This is a genomic window from Amycolatopsis sp. NPDC003865, from assembly GCF_053605345.1.
The window spans coordinates 199,107-216,145 of sequence record NZ_JBSGJA010000005.1 but is presented as its reverse complement, the minus strand read 5'-3'; the positions used below and the strand labels follow the sequence as shown (position 1 = coordinate 216,145).

The 17,039-nt window shown below is 71.6% G+C and carries 15 protein-coding genes; 9 read left to right on the top strand and 6 right to left on the bottom strand.

The genetic code is table 11. The features are described 5' to 3' along the window. Positions 1-29: 29 nt before the first annotated feature. Positions 30-1,859, bottom strand: a complete 1,830-nt coding sequence (locus tag ACWEVP_RS15125) for a glycosyltransferase family 39 protein (RefSeq protein WP_452063131.1) — start codon at positions 1,857-1,859, stop codon at positions 30-32. A 34-nt stretch (positions 1,860-1,893) separates the two neighbouring features. Then, entirely contained in the window at positions 1,894-3,429 is a 1,536-nt protein-coding gene (locus ACWEVP_RS15120) for a sensor histidine kinase (RefSeq protein WP_452063130.1), read from the bottom strand. 182 nt (positions 3,430-3,611) lie between these two features. On the opposite strand from ACWEVP_RS15120, the gene ACWEVP_RS15115 reads away from it, so the two are divergent. Further along, complete coding sequence (locus ACWEVP_RS15115) at positions 3,612-4,163, top strand: hypothetical protein (protein WP_452063129.1); 552 nt, start codon at positions 3,612-3,614, stop codon at positions 4,161-4,163. A 20-nt stretch (positions 4,164-4,183) separates the two neighbouring features. Here the strand turns inward: ACWEVP_RS15115 and ACWEVP_RS15110 are convergent, their stop codons facing one another. Further along, positions 4,184-6,274 (bottom strand): fatty acid desaturase, encoded by a 2,091-nt coding sequence (locus ACWEVP_RS15110; protein ID WP_452063128.1) that lies wholly within the window; start codon positions 6,272-6,274, stop codon positions 4,184-4,186. Between the two features lie 138 nt (positions 6,275-6,412). On the opposite strand from ACWEVP_RS15110, the gene ACWEVP_RS15105 reads away from it, so the two are divergent. From ACWEVP_RS15105 to ACWEVP_RS15075, 7 genes are all read left to right on the top strand, one after another. Next, positions 6,413-7,003 (top strand): TetR/AcrR family transcriptional regulator, encoded by a 591-nt coding sequence (locus tag ACWEVP_RS15105; RefSeq protein WP_452063127.1) that lies wholly within the window; start codon positions 6,413-6,415, stop codon positions 7,001-7,003. Positions 7,004-7,132: 129 nt separating this feature from the next. After that, complete coding sequence (gene tig / locus ACWEVP_RS15100; protein ID WP_452063126.1) at positions 7,133-8,524, top strand: trigger factor; 1,392 nt, start codon at positions 7,133-7,135, stop codon at positions 8,522-8,524. A 138-nt stretch (positions 8,525-8,662) separates the two neighbouring features. Continuing rightward, positions 8,663-9,268 carry a ClpP family protease gene (locus ACWEVP_RS15095; RefSeq protein WP_364455898.1) on the top strand — a complete coding sequence of 202 codons (606 nt, stop codon included), beginning with the start codon at positions 8,663-8,665 and terminating at the stop codon, positions 9,266-9,268. A 26-nt stretch (positions 9,269-9,294) separates the two neighbouring features. Continuing rightward, positions 9,295-9,948: an ATP-dependent Clp protease proteolytic subunit gene (locus ACWEVP_RS15090; protein ID WP_364455899.1), complete on the top strand. Its 654-nt coding sequence runs from the start codon at positions 9,295-9,297 to the stop codon at positions 9,946-9,948. Positions 9,949-10,179: 231 nt separating this feature from the next. Further along, positions 10,180-11,475 (top strand): ATP-dependent Clp protease ATP-binding subunit ClpX, encoded by a 1,296-nt coding sequence (gene clpX / locus ACWEVP_RS15085; RefSeq protein ID WP_364455901.1) that lies wholly within the window; start codon positions 10,180-10,182, stop codon positions 11,473-11,475. 50 nt (positions 11,476-11,525) lie between these two features. Continuing rightward, complete coding sequence (locus ACWEVP_RS15080; protein ID WP_452063125.1) at positions 11,526-11,933, top strand: hypothetical protein; 408 nt, start codon at positions 11,526-11,528, stop codon at positions 11,931-11,933. A gap of 40 nt (positions 11,934-11,973) precedes the next feature. Next, positions 11,974-12,894: an anti-sigma factor RsbA family regulatory protein gene (locus ACWEVP_RS15075; RefSeq protein ID WP_452063124.1), complete on the top strand. Its 921-nt coding sequence runs from the start codon at positions 11,974-11,976 to the stop codon at positions 12,892-12,894. 1 nt (position 12,895) lies between these two features. On the opposite strand, the gene ACWEVP_RS15070 is transcribed toward ACWEVP_RS15075, so the two are convergent. Together ACWEVP_RS15070 and ACWEVP_RS15065 are read right to left on the bottom strand one after the other, a co-directional pair. Then, a complete protein-coding gene (locus tag ACWEVP_RS15070) occupies positions 12,896-13,762 on the bottom strand; it encodes an alpha/beta hydrolase (RefSeq protein WP_452063308.1) in 867 nt (288 codons plus the stop codon). 194 nt (positions 13,763-13,956) lie between these two features. Next, positions 13,957-14,664 (bottom strand): TetR/AcrR family transcriptional regulator, encoded by a 708-nt coding sequence (locus ACWEVP_RS15065; protein WP_452063123.1) that lies wholly within the window; start codon positions 14,662-14,664, stop codon positions 13,957-13,959. 72 nt (positions 14,665-14,736) lie between these two features. On the opposite strand from ACWEVP_RS15065, the gene ACWEVP_RS15060 reads away from it, so the two are divergent. Beyond that, positions 14,737-16,173 (top strand): carotenoid oxygenase family protein, encoded by a 1,437-nt coding sequence (locus ACWEVP_RS15060; RefSeq protein ID WP_452063122.1) that lies wholly within the window; start codon positions 14,737-14,739, stop codon positions 16,171-16,173. Here the strand turns inward: ACWEVP_RS15060 and fdhD are convergent. After that, positions 16,170-16,994: a formate dehydrogenase accessory sulfurtransferase FdhD gene (fdhD, locus tag ACWEVP_RS15055; RefSeq protein WP_452063121.1), complete on the bottom strand. Its 825-nt coding sequence runs from the start codon at positions 16,992-16,994 to the stop codon at positions 16,170-16,172. The genes ACWEVP_RS15060 and fdhD overlap by 4 nt on opposite strands. Between the last annotated feature and the right edge of the window lie 45 nt (positions 16,995-17,039).

The window sequence follows — 17,039 nt, the reverse complement described above, 5'->3', positions numbered from 1 at the left end:
CACTCACCCTGCTTTCGTCGGTTTCCCCGTCAGGAGGCCGCCGTGAGGTCGTAGACCGTTACGCCGTCCACCGTGGACGACTGGTACGTCGAGGCCACCCATTCGGCGATCTCCTGCGCCGCGTCCGATCCGGTGGAGCCCCGCATCGTCATGCCCTCGCCGAGGAAGTAGTGGATCCGTCCGCTCGCGACGTACTGCTGGAACTGTGCCAGCGTCGGGTACGGGTCCGTTCCGTTGAAACCGCCGACCGCCATGACCGGGGCGCCACCGGCCAGCTGGTAGCCGGCCGCCGCGTTCGAGAGGACCGTCGCCGCCGTCCACGTGTACTTCGACGCGTCCTGCCGCAGCAACGCCGTCAGTGACGCGCCCGGCATCGTCGTGGACAGCAGCGAACCCGGGCCGCCGCCGAAGCCGCCGCCCGGCCCACCGCGAGAGCCGAAGCCCGACGAAGGACCGGCCGACGGGATCGCTCCTTCGTGCGTCGTCGCCGCTGTGGCCAGCGTGTACGCGCCGCTGCCGGCGAGCAGGACGACCAGTGCGAAGCCGGCCACCAGGGTGGCCGCCCAGCGCGTCAGGTGGGCCGCGAAGAACAGCGTCACCGCCGCCAGCAGCCCGCCGACCAGCGCCGCCGGGGCCGGCCACGGCTGCCACGACGAGCCGGACAGCAGCAGGTACGTCGTCACCGCGGTCAGCGCCACGCCACCGCTGAGCAGGCCGGACGCCACCGGACGGGAGCGCAGCAGCCACAGCTGGACCGCCGCCGTGCCGACCAGCGCCGCGATCGCCGGGGCCAGCGCGACCGTGTAGTACGGGTGGATGATCCCGCCCATGTAGCTGAACACCAGCGCCGTCACCAGCAGCCAGCCGCCCCACAGCAGCAGGGCCGCCCGCGAGCGGTCGGTGCGCGGGGCGCGGCGGGTGAACCACAGGCCCGCGCCGAAGGCGAGCACGGCCGCCGGGATCAGCCACGCGATCCCGCCCGCCATCTCGCTGCCGAACAGGCGCGTCAGGCCGGTCGAGCCCCAGCCTCTCCCGGCCCCGCCGCCGACGCTGCCGACCTCGTCGCCGGTGAGGCGGCCGAAGCCGTTGTAGCCGAAAACCAGTTCCCACAACGAGTTCGTCTGCGATCCGCCGATGTACGGCCGGTCCGCGGCCGGCCACAGCGCGACGACGACGAGGTACCAGCCCGCCGCGGCCACGGTCGCCGCGAACGCGCCGAGCAGGTGCAGCAGCCGCTTGCCGAGCGGCACCGGCGCCGCGACGAGGTACGCCGCCGCGAACGCGGGCAGCACGAGGAACGCCTGCAGCATCTTCGCCAGGAAGCCGAACCCGACCGCGACACCGGCCAGCGCGAGCCACATCGGGCTCGCCTTCTCCAGCGCGCGGACGACGCAGTACGCGCCGGCGACCAGGAGGAGCACGAGCAGCGCGTCGGGGTTGTTGAACCGGAACATCAGCGCGGCCGCGGGAGTCAGCGCGAGCACCAGGCCCGCGACGAGCCCGGCGGCGGGGCCGGAGGTCCGCTTCACCGTCGCGTGCAGCAGCCACACCGAGCCGACGCCCATCAGCGCCTGCGGAACGAGGATGCTCCACGCGTTGACGCCGAACAGCCGCGTCGACAGGCCCATCACCCAGAGCGCGGCCGGGGTCTTGTCCACGGTGATCGCGTTCGCCGCGTCGCTCGACCCGAAGAACAGCGCCTTCCAGCTCTGCGAACCGGCTTGCGCGGCGGCGGAGTAGAAGGCGTTGGCCCAGCCGGAGGCGCCGAGACCCCACAGGTACAGCGCGGCGGTGCCGAGCAGGAGCACGGCGAGCGCCGGCCGGTGCCAGGTACGGCGGGCTGGAACTGGAGGAGTCATAACAGGTTCGCGTGACGCGAGAGCGGTCATGAGATCAGCTTCCGGTCTCCAGCTGGGGGCGGCTTGTGCCGATGCTGTGCACCCGCTGTGCGGGCACGGCCACGGGCAGGCGCACCGCGAACTCCGTCCGGCCGGGGCGGCTGTGCACCTCGATCGTGCCGTGGTGGGCGAGGACGACGGCGCACGCGATCGCCAGCCCGAGCCCGGTGCTGCCCGCCGTGCGGGAGCGTGACGAGTCGCCGCGGGCGAAGCGTTCGAAGACGTCCGGGAGCAGGTCCGGCGCGATGCCGGGACCGTTGTCGGTCACGGTGATCACCGCGCTGCCGTCGGCCGAGCGGGCGAGCGACGTCGCGACCGTGGTGCCGGGCGGGGTGTGCGTGCGGGCGTTGGCCAGCAGGTTCGCCAGTACCTGGTGCAGCCGCTGGACGTCGCCGAGCGCGAGCACCGGGCCCGCGGGGAGCTCCAGCAGCCACCGGTGGTCGCGCCCGGCGACCTGGGCGTCGCCGACGGCGTCGGCGACCAGCCGGGTGAGGTCGACTTCGCGCACGTCGAGCGGGCGCCCCGCGTCGAGCCGGGCGAGCAGCAGGAGGTCTTCGACGAGCGCGCTCATCCGGACGGCTTCGGACTGGATCCGCCCCATCGAGTGCGCGACGTCGGGCGGCACCAGCGAGCTGCCGCGGGCGGCCAGTTCGGCGTACCCGCGGATCGCGGCCAGCGGCGTCCGCAGCTCGTGGCTGGCGTCGGCGACGAACTGGCGGACGCGCAGTTCGCTGTCGTGCCGCGCTTCGAGGGCCTGCGCGACGTGGCCGAGCATCAGGTTCAGCGCCGAGCCGACCTGGCCGACCTCGGTCCGCGGGTCGGTGTCGGCTTCGGGCACGCGGATCGACAGCGCCACCTGGCCGCGGTCGAGCGGCAGTTCGGTGACGCGGCCGGCGGTGGCGGCGACGCGGTCGAGCGGCCGCAGCGTGCGGCGGACCGCGAACGCGCCGAGGAAGGCGGCGCCGAGCACGCCGGCCGCGGCGACGCCGAAGAGGATGAGTGCGACGGTGAGCAGCGTTTCGTTGACCGGCTTCATCGGCAGGCCGGTGACGACGACCTCGGACGTGCCGGTGACCGGCAGGGCCATCAGCCGGTACTCGCCGAGGTCGTCGAAGGACACGGTGTGCGGCTTGCCGTCGGTGGGCACGGAGAGCAGCACGGCCTGCTGGGCGGCGGTGAGGTTCAGCCGGGAGCCGTGTTCGGAGATGCTGTCGTCGTGGACGAGCCGCCGGCCGTCGAAGGTGCCGCTCACCGTGCCGACGTTCTGCCCGAGCGGGTGCTGGCCCTGGTCGCTGGGCTGCGGGCCGCCGTTCTGAGGGCCGGCGTTGCTCGCGAAGACCAGGGAACGCGTCGCCGCGGCGGAGAGCTGCTGGTCGATCTGGCGGGTGAGGAAGAGGTCGAGCGCGAGCTCGCTGACGACGCCGACGATCAGGCACACCACGGTGAGCAGCACGACCATCGAGCCGGTCAGCTTCGCGCGCAGCGAAAGGCGCCCCCGGCGGGGGTGCGGTGCAACGGTTCGCGCGGCCATGGGTAAAGCGTCCGTCCGCGCCGTGTGTGCGGGTTGTGTGCTGCCTGTGAGGCGGCTGTGCGGTGACCGGCCTGTCGCGGAAGTCCGGTTCCTCCGGTCACAGGAACGGCTGACGGCGGGCACAGTCCGCACACAGCCGGCGGCCGCAGGGTGGAGCGCACACCTCGTTAAGGAGCAGCACCATGACCACACCGCAGGCACCGTCCACTCCGGACCAGACGTGGGGCGCGGCGCCCGCACCGGGCACCCCGCCACGGCCGGCTTGGTCGCCGGGCAAGAAGATCGCGGCGGGAGCCGTCGCGGTCGCCATCGTGGCCGGCGGGGGAGCGGCGATCTGGGCGGCATCGTCGTCGACGGCTTCCACCACGGGCCCGGGCGGAATGCCGGCCGGCCCGGCCGGCATGCAGGGCGGCTTGGGTTCGGCCCTGCACGGCGAGTACGTGTCATCGGACGGAAACGGCGGCTACGTCACGAAGATCACCCAGACCGGCGAAGTGACGGCGCTGAGCACGACGTCGCTGACGGCGAAGAGCGAGGACGGGTTCTCGAAGACGTACACGATCACGTCGGACCAGGCAACGGGCTTGGCAACGGGCGACACGGTGACGGTGCTGGCCACGGAATCGGGCGACACGGCGACGGCGACCTCGGTGACGGATGGCGCTCCCGGGGGCGGGCTGCCCGGTGGTGGGCAGGGAACCCCGCCGTCGGGCGCCCCCACCCGGACCGGCTGACCGGCGCGGCGGCCCCGGGGTCAGCGGCGGTCGTAGTCGACCGCCACCTCCGGGGTCGTCGCCCGGGCCCGGCACGTCAGGATCCGGTTCGCCGCGGCGTCGTCCTCCGTCAGCGCGTAGCGGACGTCCATCTCCACCTGGCCGTGCCGCAACGTCGCCCGGCACGTTCCGCACGCCCCGCCCGTGCACGAGTACGGCACCTCGAACCCCGCGCGCATCGCCGCGTCCAGCACCGTTTCGCCGGCTTCCGCGTCCACGCACGTCGTCGTGCCGCCCAGTGTCACCGCCACCTTCGCCGCGATGCCCGCCGGGTCGCGCAGGGGGGCCGCGCCGCGGAACAGTTCGAAGTGGACGTTCTCCTCCGGGACGTCCGCGTCGGCCAGGGTCCGGCGGACGAGGTCCATCAGGCCGCGCGGGCCGCACAGGAACCACTCGTCGACCTTCGCCGGGTGCAGGCGGTTCTGCAGCAGCGCTCGCAGCCGCGTCCCGTCGAGGCGGCCGCGCTGGTAGCGCTCGTGGGAAATCGCCAGCGCTTCGCCGAGCATGTCGAACTGGCGGGGCCGGTGCGCGTGCAGGTCCGGGTCGCGCTCGTCGGTCCGGTAGTGCACGACGTGCAGCCGCCCGCCGAACCCCTCGGCGAGCCCGCTCAGCTCCTTCGCGAACAGCGTCGTCGCGCCGGAAGTGTTCACGTACAACAACGTCGCGCGGCTGTGCGGCTCCGCGGACAGCGCGCTGACCACGATGGACAGCACCGGCGTGATGCCGCTGCCCGCGGCCAGTGCGACGTAGTGGGCGGTCCGGGACGGGTCCGGTGTGAGCGTGAACCCTCCCGAGGGCGGCAGCACGTCCAGGAAGTCGCCCACGGCCAGCGTCGTGGTCGCGAACCCGGAGAACGCGCCGCCCGGACGGCGTTTCACCGCGATCCGCAGCTCGCCCGCGCCCGCCGGGGCGCAGATCGAATACGTCCGGCGCACCGGCTGCCCGTCGAGGACCGCGCGGACCGCGACGTGCTGGCCCGGCGTGAACCGGAACTCCTCCGCCAGCTGCGGCGGGACGTAGAAGGTGATCGCGACGGCGTCCGCGGTCAGCGGGCGGATCTCGCGGACGCGCAGCCGGTGGAACCGGCTCGGCCCGAGCGGGGGCGGGGCCGGTGCGGGCACGGACACCTCCGGGACGCCGTCGAGACCGGCCGCCGCCCGGTACTCCGCCGCGGTCAGGTCCCGGCCGCCGGCGGTGCGGATCGGGACGTCGCGGGCCAGGTACGCCTCGCGGTTCTCCAGCCAGACCCGGCGGTACCGGTGGAACGGGACGGCCGGGTGCAGGTGGTGCACCAGGTGCAGGTTCTGGGCCAGCAGCACCGGGGTGAGCAGCCAGTCGGAGCCGACGCGCACGCGCGTGGTGCCGAACCGGCCCGCCTGTGTCACGGCCGGGAGGCCGTGGTGCGGCAGCCACCCGAACGACCACGCGAGCAGCCCCAGCCCGACCCGCTGCGGCACCAGGTAGACCAGCAGCAGCTCGACGCCGTGCCCGGCCGCGACCAGCGCCACCGCCGCCGACAGCGCCGCGGCGAGCACCACCAGCGTCTCGGCCAGCTCGTGGGTGGGCCGGGAGCGCAGCCGGGAGACGTAGCAGCGCGCGTACGCGAAGTCGAGGGTCAGCCAGCGCAGCGGCAGCTGCCAGCGCGGGCCGCGTGAGGTCCAGGCGTCCGGGTCGGCGGGCACCGACGAGTTCGTGTGGCGGTGGTGCTCGCCGTGGGCGAACCGCAGCGAGGGGAACGACGCGTACGCCGCGACGAACGGGACGGCCAGCCGGCCGAGCACCTCGTTGACCCAGGTCAGCTTGCCCGCCGAGTGGTGGGCCGACTCGTGCACCACCGTGTACATGGCGAACGTGACGACGGTGTTCAGCACCACGGTGACCACCGCGGGCACGAGCCCCGCGAGCAGCAGCCAGGTCGAGGTGATCCCCAGCGCCAGGCCGCCGGCGAAGAGCAGGAGCACCGGCACCGAGACGGCGGGCAGGCTGATCCGCGGCGCGGGCACGCCCCGGGCGGTCGTCTCACCGGTCGCCACGACAGCAGGGCCGTGCTGCTGGGTGAGGGCGACGGGCATCGAGCGGTCTCCTCGGTCGAGAAGCTCCTGGCCAGGCGGGAGTCACCGTAGACAACTCAGCGGGGTTTGTAAACGTTACAGCAGAGCTCGAAAAAAGGTGTCGGCCAGCGGGAGGCAACCCGCGGGTAAGCTCGCGCTGTGAACGCGGTCACCCACCCGGCGCCGGCGCGTACCCGGGAGAAGCTGCTGGCCGCGGTGGCCGATGTCATCGAGGCCGACGGCTGGGCCGCCGTCACGATGGGCAAGCTGGCCGCGCGGGTCGGCGTGAGCAGGCAGACGGTCTACAACGAACTGGGCTCCAAGGCCGAGCTCGCCAAGGCGCTGATGCTGCGCGAGACCGACCGCTTCGTCGAGCGCGTGGCCGACGACGTCGCCGCCCACCCGGACGACCCGGTCGACGGCGTGACGGCGGCGTTCCGGCACACGCTCGAAGCGGCGCGCGCGAACCCCCTGCTGGAGATCGCGCTCGGCGCCCAGCAGGGCGGCCGCGACGACTTCCTCCCGCTGCTCACCTCCCAGCCCGAGGCGGTGCTGGGCCGGGCGGTCGACGCCGTCGCCGCGGTCTTCGCGCGCAGCTACCCGGCCGTCCGGCTGACGGCGTCGGAGTGGGCGGTGGCGGTCGAGGCGTGGATGCGGCTGCTGCTGTCCCACCTGGTGCAGCCCAGCGGCTCGGCCGAGCACGCGGTCGGCCAGATGCGCTGGGTGATCGGCCGGATGCTCGCGCCGTGACGCCGCAGGTGGCCCCCGCCCCGGCGGCCACGGCGGCTGGCCTAGACTCGGACGTCCCGGTCTGCAGGTGACCAGGGGCCATTTCCGCAGGATTGTCCTACACAATCGTTACCGCTCGAGGAGAAGACCTTGAAGAGCACCGTCGAGCAGCTGAGCCCGACGCGAGTCAAGATCAATGTCGAGGTGCCGTTCGACGAGCTCAAGCCGAACTTCGACCGCGCCTACCGCAAGATCGCCCAGCAGGTGCGCATCCCGGGCTTCCGGCCCGGCAAGGCGCCCGCTCGCGTCCTGGAAAGCCGGATCGGGCGCGGCCCGGTGCTCGACGAGGTCGTCAACGAGGCCATCCCGGCCAAGTACATCGAGGCCGTTCGCGAGAACGAGGTCCGCACGCTCGGCAACCCCGAGTTCGACGTGACCAAGCTCGAGGACCGCGACGTCCTGGAGTTCACCGCCGAGGTCGACGTGCGCCCGGAGATCGAGCTGCCCGACCTGGACGGCTTCGCGGTCACCGTCGACGACGTCGAGCTGACCGACGCCGAGGTCGACGAGCAGCTCGACGAGCTGCGCGCCCGCTTCGGCACGCTGACCGGCGTCGAGCGCCCGGCCGAGACCGGCGACTTCGTCTCGATCGACCTGTCCGCCACCGTCGACGGCGAGGCCGTCGAGGAGGCGAGCACCACCGGGCTGTCCTACGAGATCGGCTCCGGCCAGCTCGTCGACGGCATCGACGAGGCCATCGTCGGCGCGAACGCCGGCGAGACGAAGACCTTCACCACGCAGCTCGTCGCCGGGGAGCACTCCGGCAAGGACGCCGAGGTGACGGTGACCGTCCAGTCGGTCAAGAAGCGCGAGCTGCCCGAGGCCGACGACGAGTTCGCCCAGATGGCCAGCGAGTTCGACACGATCGAAGAGCTGAAGAACGACCTGCGCGAGCGGCTCGGCCGCGTCAAGAAGATGCAGCAGGGCGTCCAGGCCCGCGACAAGGTGCTCGACGAGCTCCTCGAGCGCACCGAGGTGCCGATCCCGGAGAAGGTCCTCGACGCCGAGATCGAGAACCGCAAGCACGACGCGATCCACCCGTTCGACCACGACGAGGCCCAGTTCGCGCAGGCCCTCGAGGCCGAAGGCCGCACGCTCGAGGAGTTCGACGCCGAGACCCGCACCGAGTCGGAGAAGGCCGTCCGCACGCAGCTGCTGCTGGACACCATCGCCGACAAGGAAGAGGTCTCGGTCAACGACGGCGAGCTGACCGAGCGGATCATCTACCAGGCCCAGCGCTTCGGGATCAGCCCGGACGAGTACGTCCAGCGCGCCCAGCAGTCCGGCCAGCTGACCGCGATCTACGCCGACGTCCGGCGCGGCAAGGCGCTGGCCTCCGTGGTCCGGAAGGCGACCGTCACCGACGGCTCCGGCACCGAGGTGGACCTCACGGAGCTGTTCGGCTCCGACGAGCCGGCCGCCGACGAGGCAACCCAGGAGACGCAGGTCACCGACGAGACGGCGAAGACTCCGGCGGAGTGAAGCTGTGAGCGAACTTGGGCGGTGTCGGGCATTCCGCACCGCCCGAGTTCGTTAGGGTCGGATACAAGATCTCAAGCATCTGAAACGACAGCGGCGGCCGTCAGCACCGGGCCGCCGCCGGCGAAAAGGCAGGCAGACGTGACGCAGCACACGCCCGAGGCGCGGACCGGCACCGCAGGGCTCAACCTCACCGACTCGGTGTTCGAGCGGTTGCTCCAGGAGCGCATCGTCGTCCTCGGTTCCGAGGTCAACGACGAGGTCGCCAACCGGATCACCGCGCAGCTGTTGCTGCTCGACGCCGACGACGCCGAGTCCGACATCCGCTTCTACATCAACTCGCCGGGTGGTTCGGTCACCGCCGGGTTCGCGATCTACGACACCATGCAGCTCATCCGCCCGGACGTCGCGACCTACGCGATGGGCATGGCGGCCTCGATGGGGCAGTTCCTGCTCTCCTCGGGCACGCCGGGCAAGCGCTACGCGCTGCCGCACGCGCGCATCCTGATGCACCAGCCGTCGGCGGGTGTCGGCGGCACGGCGTCGGACATCGCGATCCAGGCCGACCTGTTCAACAAGTGGAAGCAGGAGCTGGCCCGGATCACCGCGGACCAGACCGGCCAGACGGTCGAGCAGATCATCAAGGACGGGGACCGCGACCGCTGGTTCACCGCGCAGGAGGCGAAGGACTACGGGTTCGTGGACCACGTCCTCACCGCCGACATCGCCCGTCCGGGCTCGAACTGAGCGCGAAGCACACAGGAGACTCGATCATGAGCAACTTCCGGCTCCCGGGTGACTTCCAGGCCCCGAGCACGCCCCAGTCGCGGTACATCCTGCCGTCGTACGTGGAGCGCACCAGCTACGGCGTCAAGGAGTCGAACCCGTACAACAAGCTGTACGAAGAGCGGGTCATCTTCCTCGGCGTGCAGGTGGACGACGCGTCGGCCAACGACGTGATGGCCCAGCTGCTGCACCTCGAGCACGAGGACCCGGACCGCGACATCCTGGTCTACATCAACTCGCCGGGTGGCTCCTTCACCTCGCTGATGGCGATCTACGACACCATGCAGTTCGTCCGCCCGGACATCCAGACGTACTGCCTCGGCCAGGCCGCCTCGGCCGCCGCGGTGCTGCTGTCGGCCGGCACGCCGGGCAAGCGCTACGCGCTGCCGAACTCGCGCGTGCTGATCCACCAGCCCGCCACCGAGGGCACCTACGGCCAGGTCTCCGACCTGGAGATCCAGGCGAACGAGATCCAGCGGGTGCGGCGCCAGATGGAGGTCATCCTGGCCAAACACACGAATAAGGACCCGGACCAGATCCGGGCCGACATCGAGCGCGACAAGATCCTGACGGCCGAGGAGGCCAAGGCGTACGGCATCATCGACGAGGTGCTGCCGTACCGGAAGGCGTCGGCTCTGTAGATCCGCCAGGCCGGTGTGTGTCGAGGAGACGACATACACCGGCACTCTGGTTTAGGGTCGTCCTCTGACGTGCTCCCGGCGCCTGTGGGTGTTCCCGCCCACGGCATCGGACGGGTACCGTCAGTGGCAATGCGTGAGGCTCCGCTCGGTCGTCCGTGACCGCCGGGTCGCACCGTCGCAACACACGTCAGGCGCGCTCAACCCGCGCCGGAGGGGACGAGGTCAACGGCCATGGCACGGATCGGTGACGGCGGAGACCTGCTGAAGTGTTCTTTCTGCGGGAAGAGCCAGAAGCAGGTGAAGAAGCTCATTGCCGGCCCCGGGGTCTACATCTGCGATGAGTGCATCGACCTCTGCAATGAGATCATCGAGGAGGAGCTGGCCGAGGCCGGCGACGTCAAGCTCGACGAGCTGCCCAAGCCCGCCGACATCCACGAGTTCCTCGAGCAGTACATCATCGGCCAGGACGACGCCAAGCGGACGCTCGCGGTAGCGGTCTACAACCACTACAAGCGGATCCAGGCGGACGACAAGGCCGGGCCGAAGGACTCCAAGGAGGAGTCGGTCGAGCTCGCCAAGTCGAACATCCTGATGCTCGGCCCCACCGGGTGCGGCAAGACCTACCTCGCGCAGACGCTGGCGAAGCTGCTGAACGTGCCGTTCGCGATCGCGGACGCCACGGCGCTGACCGAAGCCGGGTACGTCGGCGAGGACGTCGAGAACATCCTGCTCAAGCTCATCCAGGCGGCGGACTACGACGTCAAGCGGGCCGAGACCGGGATCATCTACATCGACGAGGTCGACAAGATCGCCCGCAAGAGCGAGAACCCGTCGATCACGCGGGACGTCTCCGGCGAGGGCGTGCAGCAGGCCCTGCTGAAGATCCTCGAGGGCACCACCGCCTCGGTGCCGCCGCAGGGCGGCCGCAAGCACCCGCACCAGGAGTTCATCCAGATCGACACGACGAACGTGCTGTTCATCGTGGCCGGCGCGTTCGCCGGGCTGGAGAAGATCATCAACGAGCGGGTCGGCAAGCGCGGCCTCGGCTTCGGCGCGGAGATCCGCACGAAGTCCGAGATCGAGGAGAGCGACGTCTTCTCCGACACCATGCCCGAGGACCTGATCAAGTTCGGGCTGATCCCGGAGTTCATCGGCCGCCTCCCGGTCGTGGCGACGGTGAACCACCTGGACAAGGACTCGCTGGTCAACATCCTGACCCAGCCGCGCAACGCCCTGGTGAAGCAGTACAAGAAGCTCTTCGAGATGGACAACGTCGAGCTCGAGTTCACCAAGACCGCGCTCGAGGCCATCGCCGACCAGGCGGTCCTGCGCGGGACCGGTGCCCGCGGGCTGCGTGCGATCATGGAAGAAGTGCTCCAGCCGGTGATGTACGACATCCCGAGCCGCGACGACGTGGCGAAGGTCGTGATCACCGAGCAGACCGTGCGGGAGAACGTGAACCCGACGATCGTCGCCCGGCAGCCGACGCGGCGCACGCGCAGCGAGCGCGGCGAGAAGTCGGCCTGAGGCCGGGCGTCTCCGGGCCGGCCGGCCCGGAGACCCGACAGGAAAGCTGAATGACTGCAGACTCTGTGCCGGTCACCGGCGGGGGCGGCGCCCCCGCCGGTGGCGTGCAGGCACCGCCGCCCCCGGAACCGGCGCCGGTGGCCGCCGGGCCGGTCCTCGGGTTCCGCGAGCTGAGCGAGCGCGTCGTCGCGTCCGTGGTCGAGCGGTACCCGTGGCTGAACCGGGTGCTGATGGGCGTGCTGGCCGTGTGCACGGGCTCGTGCGTCGTGGCCGTGGTGTCCCGGCTGTCGCCGTTGCCGCTGATCCCGGTGCCGCTGTTCCTGGTGGCCGGCTACGGCCTCTGGCGGGCCCGTGGCGTGACCGACCGGCGTGCGCTGGGCCACTGGGTGCTGCTGTTCGCCATCGCGGCCGTGGTCGGCTTCTGGCTGATGTCGGTCGTCGGCCGCTGGGTCGAATAACACCCGTTTGAACTCTCCGGGCGCTGGGTAAGCCAGTCCCGTGCTAGATGCCCTCCGATCGGTTCGGCATCCCGCGTTTTTCTACCTCGGTGACGCTGCGTACGTCGAAGGTGTCGTTCCGTTCCTGCTCGAAGGTCTCGACCGGGGTGAACCCGTGGCCGTCGCCGTGCCCGGGCGGAACCTGCTGCTGCTCGAGAAGGCGCTGGAAGACCGCGTCCACGAGGTCCGGCTGACCGACATGTGCCGGGTGGGCCGCAACCCCGGCGCGATCCTGCCTTCGGTGCTGCTGGCCTTCGCCGGCGAGCACGCGGGGCCGGTGCGGATCGTTGCGGAGCCGCTGTGGGGCGACCGGACCGGCGCCGAGTACCCGGCGTGCGTGCTGCACGAGGCGTTGCTCAACACCGCGCTGGTGGGCCGCGACCTGGCGGTGCTCTGCCCGTACGACATCGCGGCGCTGGCCCCGGAGGCCCTGGCCGACGCCGAGCGCACCCACCCGGAGGTGTGGGGCCCGGCGGGCCCGTTCACCAGCTCGCGCTTCGACCCCGACGGCGTCCGCGCGGACTACACGCGGCCGCTGGTCCCGCCGCCGGCCGCGGTCGAGCGGCGGTTCGACATCGGGCAGATGGCGTCGCTGCGCGGCTTCGCGGAGATCTGGGCCGCCCGCCACGGCCTGCGCCGCCCCCGGCGCGACGACTTCGCGCTGGCGATCGCGGAGCTGACGACGAACAGCGTCCTCTACGGCGGCGGCACGGGGGTGCTCCGGCTGTGGTCCGAGGAGCACCAGGTCGTCGGCGAGGTGACGGACGCGGGCACGATCACCGAGCCGCTGGCCGGCCGCATCCCCCCGGCGGCGACCACGCCGGGCGGCCGCGGCCTCCTGCTGGTGAACCGGCTGGCGGACCTGGTCCGCACGTACTGGGTCCCGGGCCGCACGACGACCCGGGTCCACTTCGGCTGCTGACTCAGTCCTTGCGGGGCACGTGCTTGCCCAGGAAGCTGATCACGCTCGGCACCACCGTCCGGTTGAACGGGTCGCCGTGCTTGCCGTGGGCCGTGTGGGCGACCGCCGGGCGGGCCGCCTCGATGTAGCGGCGGACGCCCGTGATGAACGGGTCCTCCGTGCCGCAGTAGATCGCGTTGGCGACGCTCTTCGTCTCGTCGATGTGGCGCAGCGGGTCCAGCGCCGTCCAGTCGTTCAGGCCGGTGAAGATGTGCCGCTTGGCCATCTCCTGCCAGGACAGGATCAGCGCCGGGGCCAGCGTCGCGACCGCGGCCGGCGGCTGGCGCCGCTCCACGCGGCGGCGCGTGTACACCAGCGCGCCGAACCCGCCCATCGAGACGCCCGTGCACGCGAACGGCTGGCCGGTGTCACCGCCGAACCCGCGGGCCTTCAGCCACTGCGGGACCTCCTCCAGCAGCATTGCCATCGGGTCGTCGCCCGGGTGCACCTCGTGCCAGTAGTTGTCGCCGCCGTCGACGGCCACCAGGCCGAACGCCGGGACCGCCTTGCGGGCGACGTCGCTGGCGAGCTGCTTGAGCGTGCCGGTCGGGGCCGCGTTGCGGGCGTTGCCGTGCAGGCCGTGCAGCATCAGCGACATCGGCAGCCCCTTCGGCGGGGTCTTCGACGGCAGGATGAACACCAGGTCGACCATCCGGCCGCGGGCCTGGGAGTACACGCGCTCGACGCGGGTGCTGCCCAGCTGGGTCGTCGGGTTCGACGACGTCACGCCCAGCGTGCGCTGCAGGGCCTGGCTGAACGGCAGCTTGCCGGTGGCGGTGCCGACGGCCAGGCCGGTCACGGCCAGCCCGGACGCGCCCGCGATCAGCATGGACCGGCGGGACAGCCACCGCCGGGCGTCCCGGACCGCGGCCGCCCCGACCGTCTCCGGGATCAAGGGCTCGCCGGGCGGCTTGGCCTCGGCGCGCTCCCCGTTTTCGTCGTTCACCTGTCTCCGTCCCCCGCTGCTGTTCTTGGGACGCCGCGCACCCGCTCCGCGTTCCCCTCACGTCCCTGTTCGCCGGGTTAGTCGTTCCCACCCTGCCCGGCGTTTCGGTTTCTCGCGCGCCAAGCCGCCTTCGCGGCCTCGGTCGAGCGTTCCGCCTGCTCCACAGTGTCCCCGAGACCCACCGCGAGGGTGATCCCCAGGGGTATCAAAATGTGGTCGATGCCCTGTTCAGCGGCTCCGAAGTGGCCCGAAGCCTCGAGGGTGACGAAGCCGTGCAGTGCGCTCCACAGCTGCGCGGCGGCCTGGTACTTGTCCGCGGGCCGGAACCGGCCGGCCTCGATGGCCCGCTCGGTCGCCCGGACGATGTGGTCGAACGCCTCCAGGCCCTCCTGGGCGGCTTCGCGGCCCTCCTCGGTGGTGAGGTCGGACAGGGTCGCCCGCTTGCCGCCCGGTGCGGCCTGGCCGAACGTCACCGCGAAGAGCTGCGGCTGCTCGGCGACCGCCTGCCGGTAGGTGCGGGCGAGGCTGAAGATGTCGGCCACCGGGTCGTCGGTCTCGCCGACCTCGGCCAGCCACGCGGACAGCCGGACGAACCCCGTGCGCGCGACCTCGTCGACCAGCGCGGCCATGCCCCCGAAGTGCGTGTACACGGCCATCGTCGAGACGCCGACCTCCGCCGCCAGCTTGCGGGCCTGCAGGGCTTCGGGGCCGCCGTCGTCGAGCAGCCGGATGGCGGCCGCGACGAGCCGCTCCTTGACGTCGTTCGCGCGCGGTTTCGGGCTCATGCTTGCCAGTGTCTCATAACCCTGTTATAAATTGAGCTATAACCGAGTTATAGCAACTCTGGAGGGGTCGGCATGGGCAACAAGTTCCTCGAAGGCAACTTCGCCCCGGTGAGCCGGGAGCACACGATCACCGAGCTGGCCGTCACCGGGCGCATCCCGGACTTCCTCGACGGCCGCTACCTGCGCAACGGGCCCAACCCGCTGTCCGAAGTCGACCCGGCGGCCTACCACTGGTTCATGGGCGACGGCATGGTCCACGGCGTGCGCCTGCGCGACGGCAAGGCCGAGTGGTACCGCAACCGGTGGGTGCGCAACCCGGCCGTCGCGGCGACGCTGGACGGCGAGGACCCGAGCCGCTTCTGCGGGCTGGACGCCCTCGGCGCCAACACCAACGTCATCGGCCACGCGGGCAAGACCCTCGCCCTGGTCGAGGCGGGCGCGCCGATCTACGAGCTGACCGACGAGCTCGACACCGTCGGCCGCTGCGACTTCGACGGCACGCTCCCGGGCGGCTACACCGCCCACCCCAAGCGCGACCCGCGCACCGGCGAGCTGCACGCCGTCTCGTACTTCTTCGGCATGGGCAACAAGGTCCAGTACTCCGTGATCGACGTGGATGGCCGCGCACGGCGCACGGTCGACGTCGAGGTCACCGGGTCGCCGATGATGCACGACTTCTCCCTGACCGAGAAGCACGTCGTGTTCTACGACCTGCCGGTGACGTTCAACGCCGAAATGGCCGTGGCCGCCAGCGTGCCGAGCGCGCTGCGGACGCCGGCGAAGCTGGTCGTCTCGGCCATGGTCGGCAAGGTCCGCGTGCCGGACCCGGTGACGGCCATGATGACCCGCAAGATCGGCGCGAACGGCGGCCTGCCCTACCGCTGGGACCCGAAGTACCCGGCGCGGATCGGCGTGATGCCCCGCGAGGGCGGCAACGGTGACGTCCGCTGGTTCGAGGTCGAGCCGTGCTACGTCTTCCACCCGCTCAACGCCTACGACGACGGCGACGCCATCGTGCTCGACGTCGTCCGCCACCCGAGGATGTTCGACCGCGAGCTGCACGGCCCGGACGAGGGCGGCCCGACGCTCGACCGCTGGACGGTCGACCTGACCGCGGGCAAGGTCATCGAGGAGCGCCTCGACGACCGCGGCCAGGAGTTCCCGCGCGTGGACGAACGGCTCGTCGGCCGCCGCCACCGCTACGGCTACGCGATGTCGGCCGACGGCGGCGCGGAGCCGGGCGGATCACTGTTCAAGCACGACTTCGTGACCGGCTCGCGCCAGGAACGCGCGTTCGGTGCGGGACGGCAGCCGGGCGAGTTCGTCTTCGTACCGTCCCATGAAGACGCGGCCGAGGACGACGGCGTCCTGATGGGCTTCGTGTTCGACCCGGCGACGCAGCGCAGCGACCTGACACTGCTGGACGCGGAGACCCTGGAGACGGTCGCGGCGGTCCACCTGCCGGACCGCGTGCCCAACGGCTTCCACGGCAACTGGGTCGAAGCCTAGGTCAGGACCCGGTGGTCGCCGGTGTAGAGGTTCATCGAGTCGCCGCGGAGGAAGCCGATCAGGGTCATCCCGTTCTCCTCCGCCAGCTCGACCGCCAGCGACGACGGCGCGGACACCGCGGCCAGCAGCCCGATCCCCGCCATCGCGGCCTTCTGCACCAGTTCGAACGACGCGCGCCCGGACACGAGCAGACCGTGCCCGGGCGCCGGCACGCGACCCTCGAGCACTGCCCAGCCGAGCACCTTGTCCACCGCGTTGTGCCGGCCGACGTCTTCGCGAACCACCGCGAGCTCGCCGTCCGGGGTGAACAGCGCCGCCGCGTGCAGGCCGCCGGTGCTGGCGAACACCTTCTGGCGGGCGCGCAGCGCGTCGGGCAGCGCCGACAGCGTCTCGCTCTTCACGGCGAATCCGGCCGCGGCGGGGGAGAAGCGGGTGCGCAGCTTCACGGCGTCCAGTGCGGCTTTGCCGCAGACCCCGCACGACGAGGTCGTGTAGAAGTTGCGCTCGACCCCGGTGTCCGGCGGCGGCACGCCGTCGGCCAGCGCGATGTCCAGGACGTTGTAGGTGTTGCGGCCCTGGTCGTCGACGCCGTCGCAGTAGCGGGCGACCGCGATGTCCTCCCGGCCGCCGATCACGCCTTCGGACAACAGGAAGCCGTGGGCCAGCTCGACGTCGTGCCCCGGCGTGCGCATCGTGACGGCCAGCGCCTTGCCGCCGACGCGCAGCTCCAGGGGTTCTTCGGCGGCCAGCGCGTCGGGGCGGCGCCGGTCCCCGGTCGCGGAGATCCGCCGCACCGGCCTGCGCACGGTCACCCTGCCCATGACCCACACCCTTCTCCGCCGGAAAGTTTGACACCCGCATGGTGC

What these genes read in the sequence shown, in the direction of transcription:
- ACWEVP_RS15125 (WP_452063131.1), bottom strand. Translation starts at nt 1,859, where the DNA reads ATGACTCCTCCAGTTCCAGCCCGCCGTACCTGGCACCGGCCGGCGCTC.
- ACWEVP_RS15120 (WP_452063130.1), bottom strand. Translation starts at nt 3,429, where the DNA reads ATGGCCGCGCGAACCGTTGCACCGCACCCCCGCCGGGGGCGCCTTTCG.
- ACWEVP_RS15115 (WP_452063129.1), top strand. Translation starts at nt 3,612, where the DNA reads ATGACCACACCGCAGGCACCGTCCACTCCGGACCAGACGTGGGGCGCG.
- ACWEVP_RS15110 (WP_452063128.1), bottom strand. Translation starts at nt 6,274, where the DNA reads ATGCCCGTCGCCCTCACCCAGCAGCACGGCCCTGCTGTCGTGGCGACC.
- ACWEVP_RS15090 (WP_364455899.1), top strand. Translation starts at nt 9,295, where the DNA reads ATGAGCAACTTCCGGCTCCCGGGTGACTTCCAGGCCCCGAGCACGCCC.
- clpX (WP_364455901.1), top strand. Translation starts at nt 10,180, where the DNA reads ATGGCACGGATCGGTGACGGCGGAGACCTGCTGAAGTGTTCTTTCTGC.
- ACWEVP_RS15080 (WP_452063125.1), top strand. Translation starts at nt 11,526, where the DNA reads ATGACTGCAGACTCTGTGCCGGTCACCGGCGGGGGCGGCGCCCCCGCC.
- ACWEVP_RS15070 (WP_452063308.1), bottom strand. Translation starts at nt 13,762, where the DNA reads ATGCTGATCGCGGGCGCGTCCGGGCTGGCCGTGACCGGCCTGGCCGTC.
- ACWEVP_RS15065 (WP_452063123.1), bottom strand. Translation starts at nt 14,664, where the DNA reads ATGAGCCCGAAACCGCGCGCGAACGACGTCAAGGAGCGGCTCGTCGCG.
- ACWEVP_RS15060 (WP_452063122.1), top strand. Translation starts at nt 14,737, where the DNA reads ATGGGCAACAAGTTCCTCGAAGGCAACTTCGCCCCGGTGAGCCGGGAG.
- fdhD (WP_452063121.1), bottom strand. Translation starts at nt 16,994, where the DNA reads ATGGGCAGGGTGACCGTGCGCAGGCCGGTGCGGCGGATCTCCGCGACC.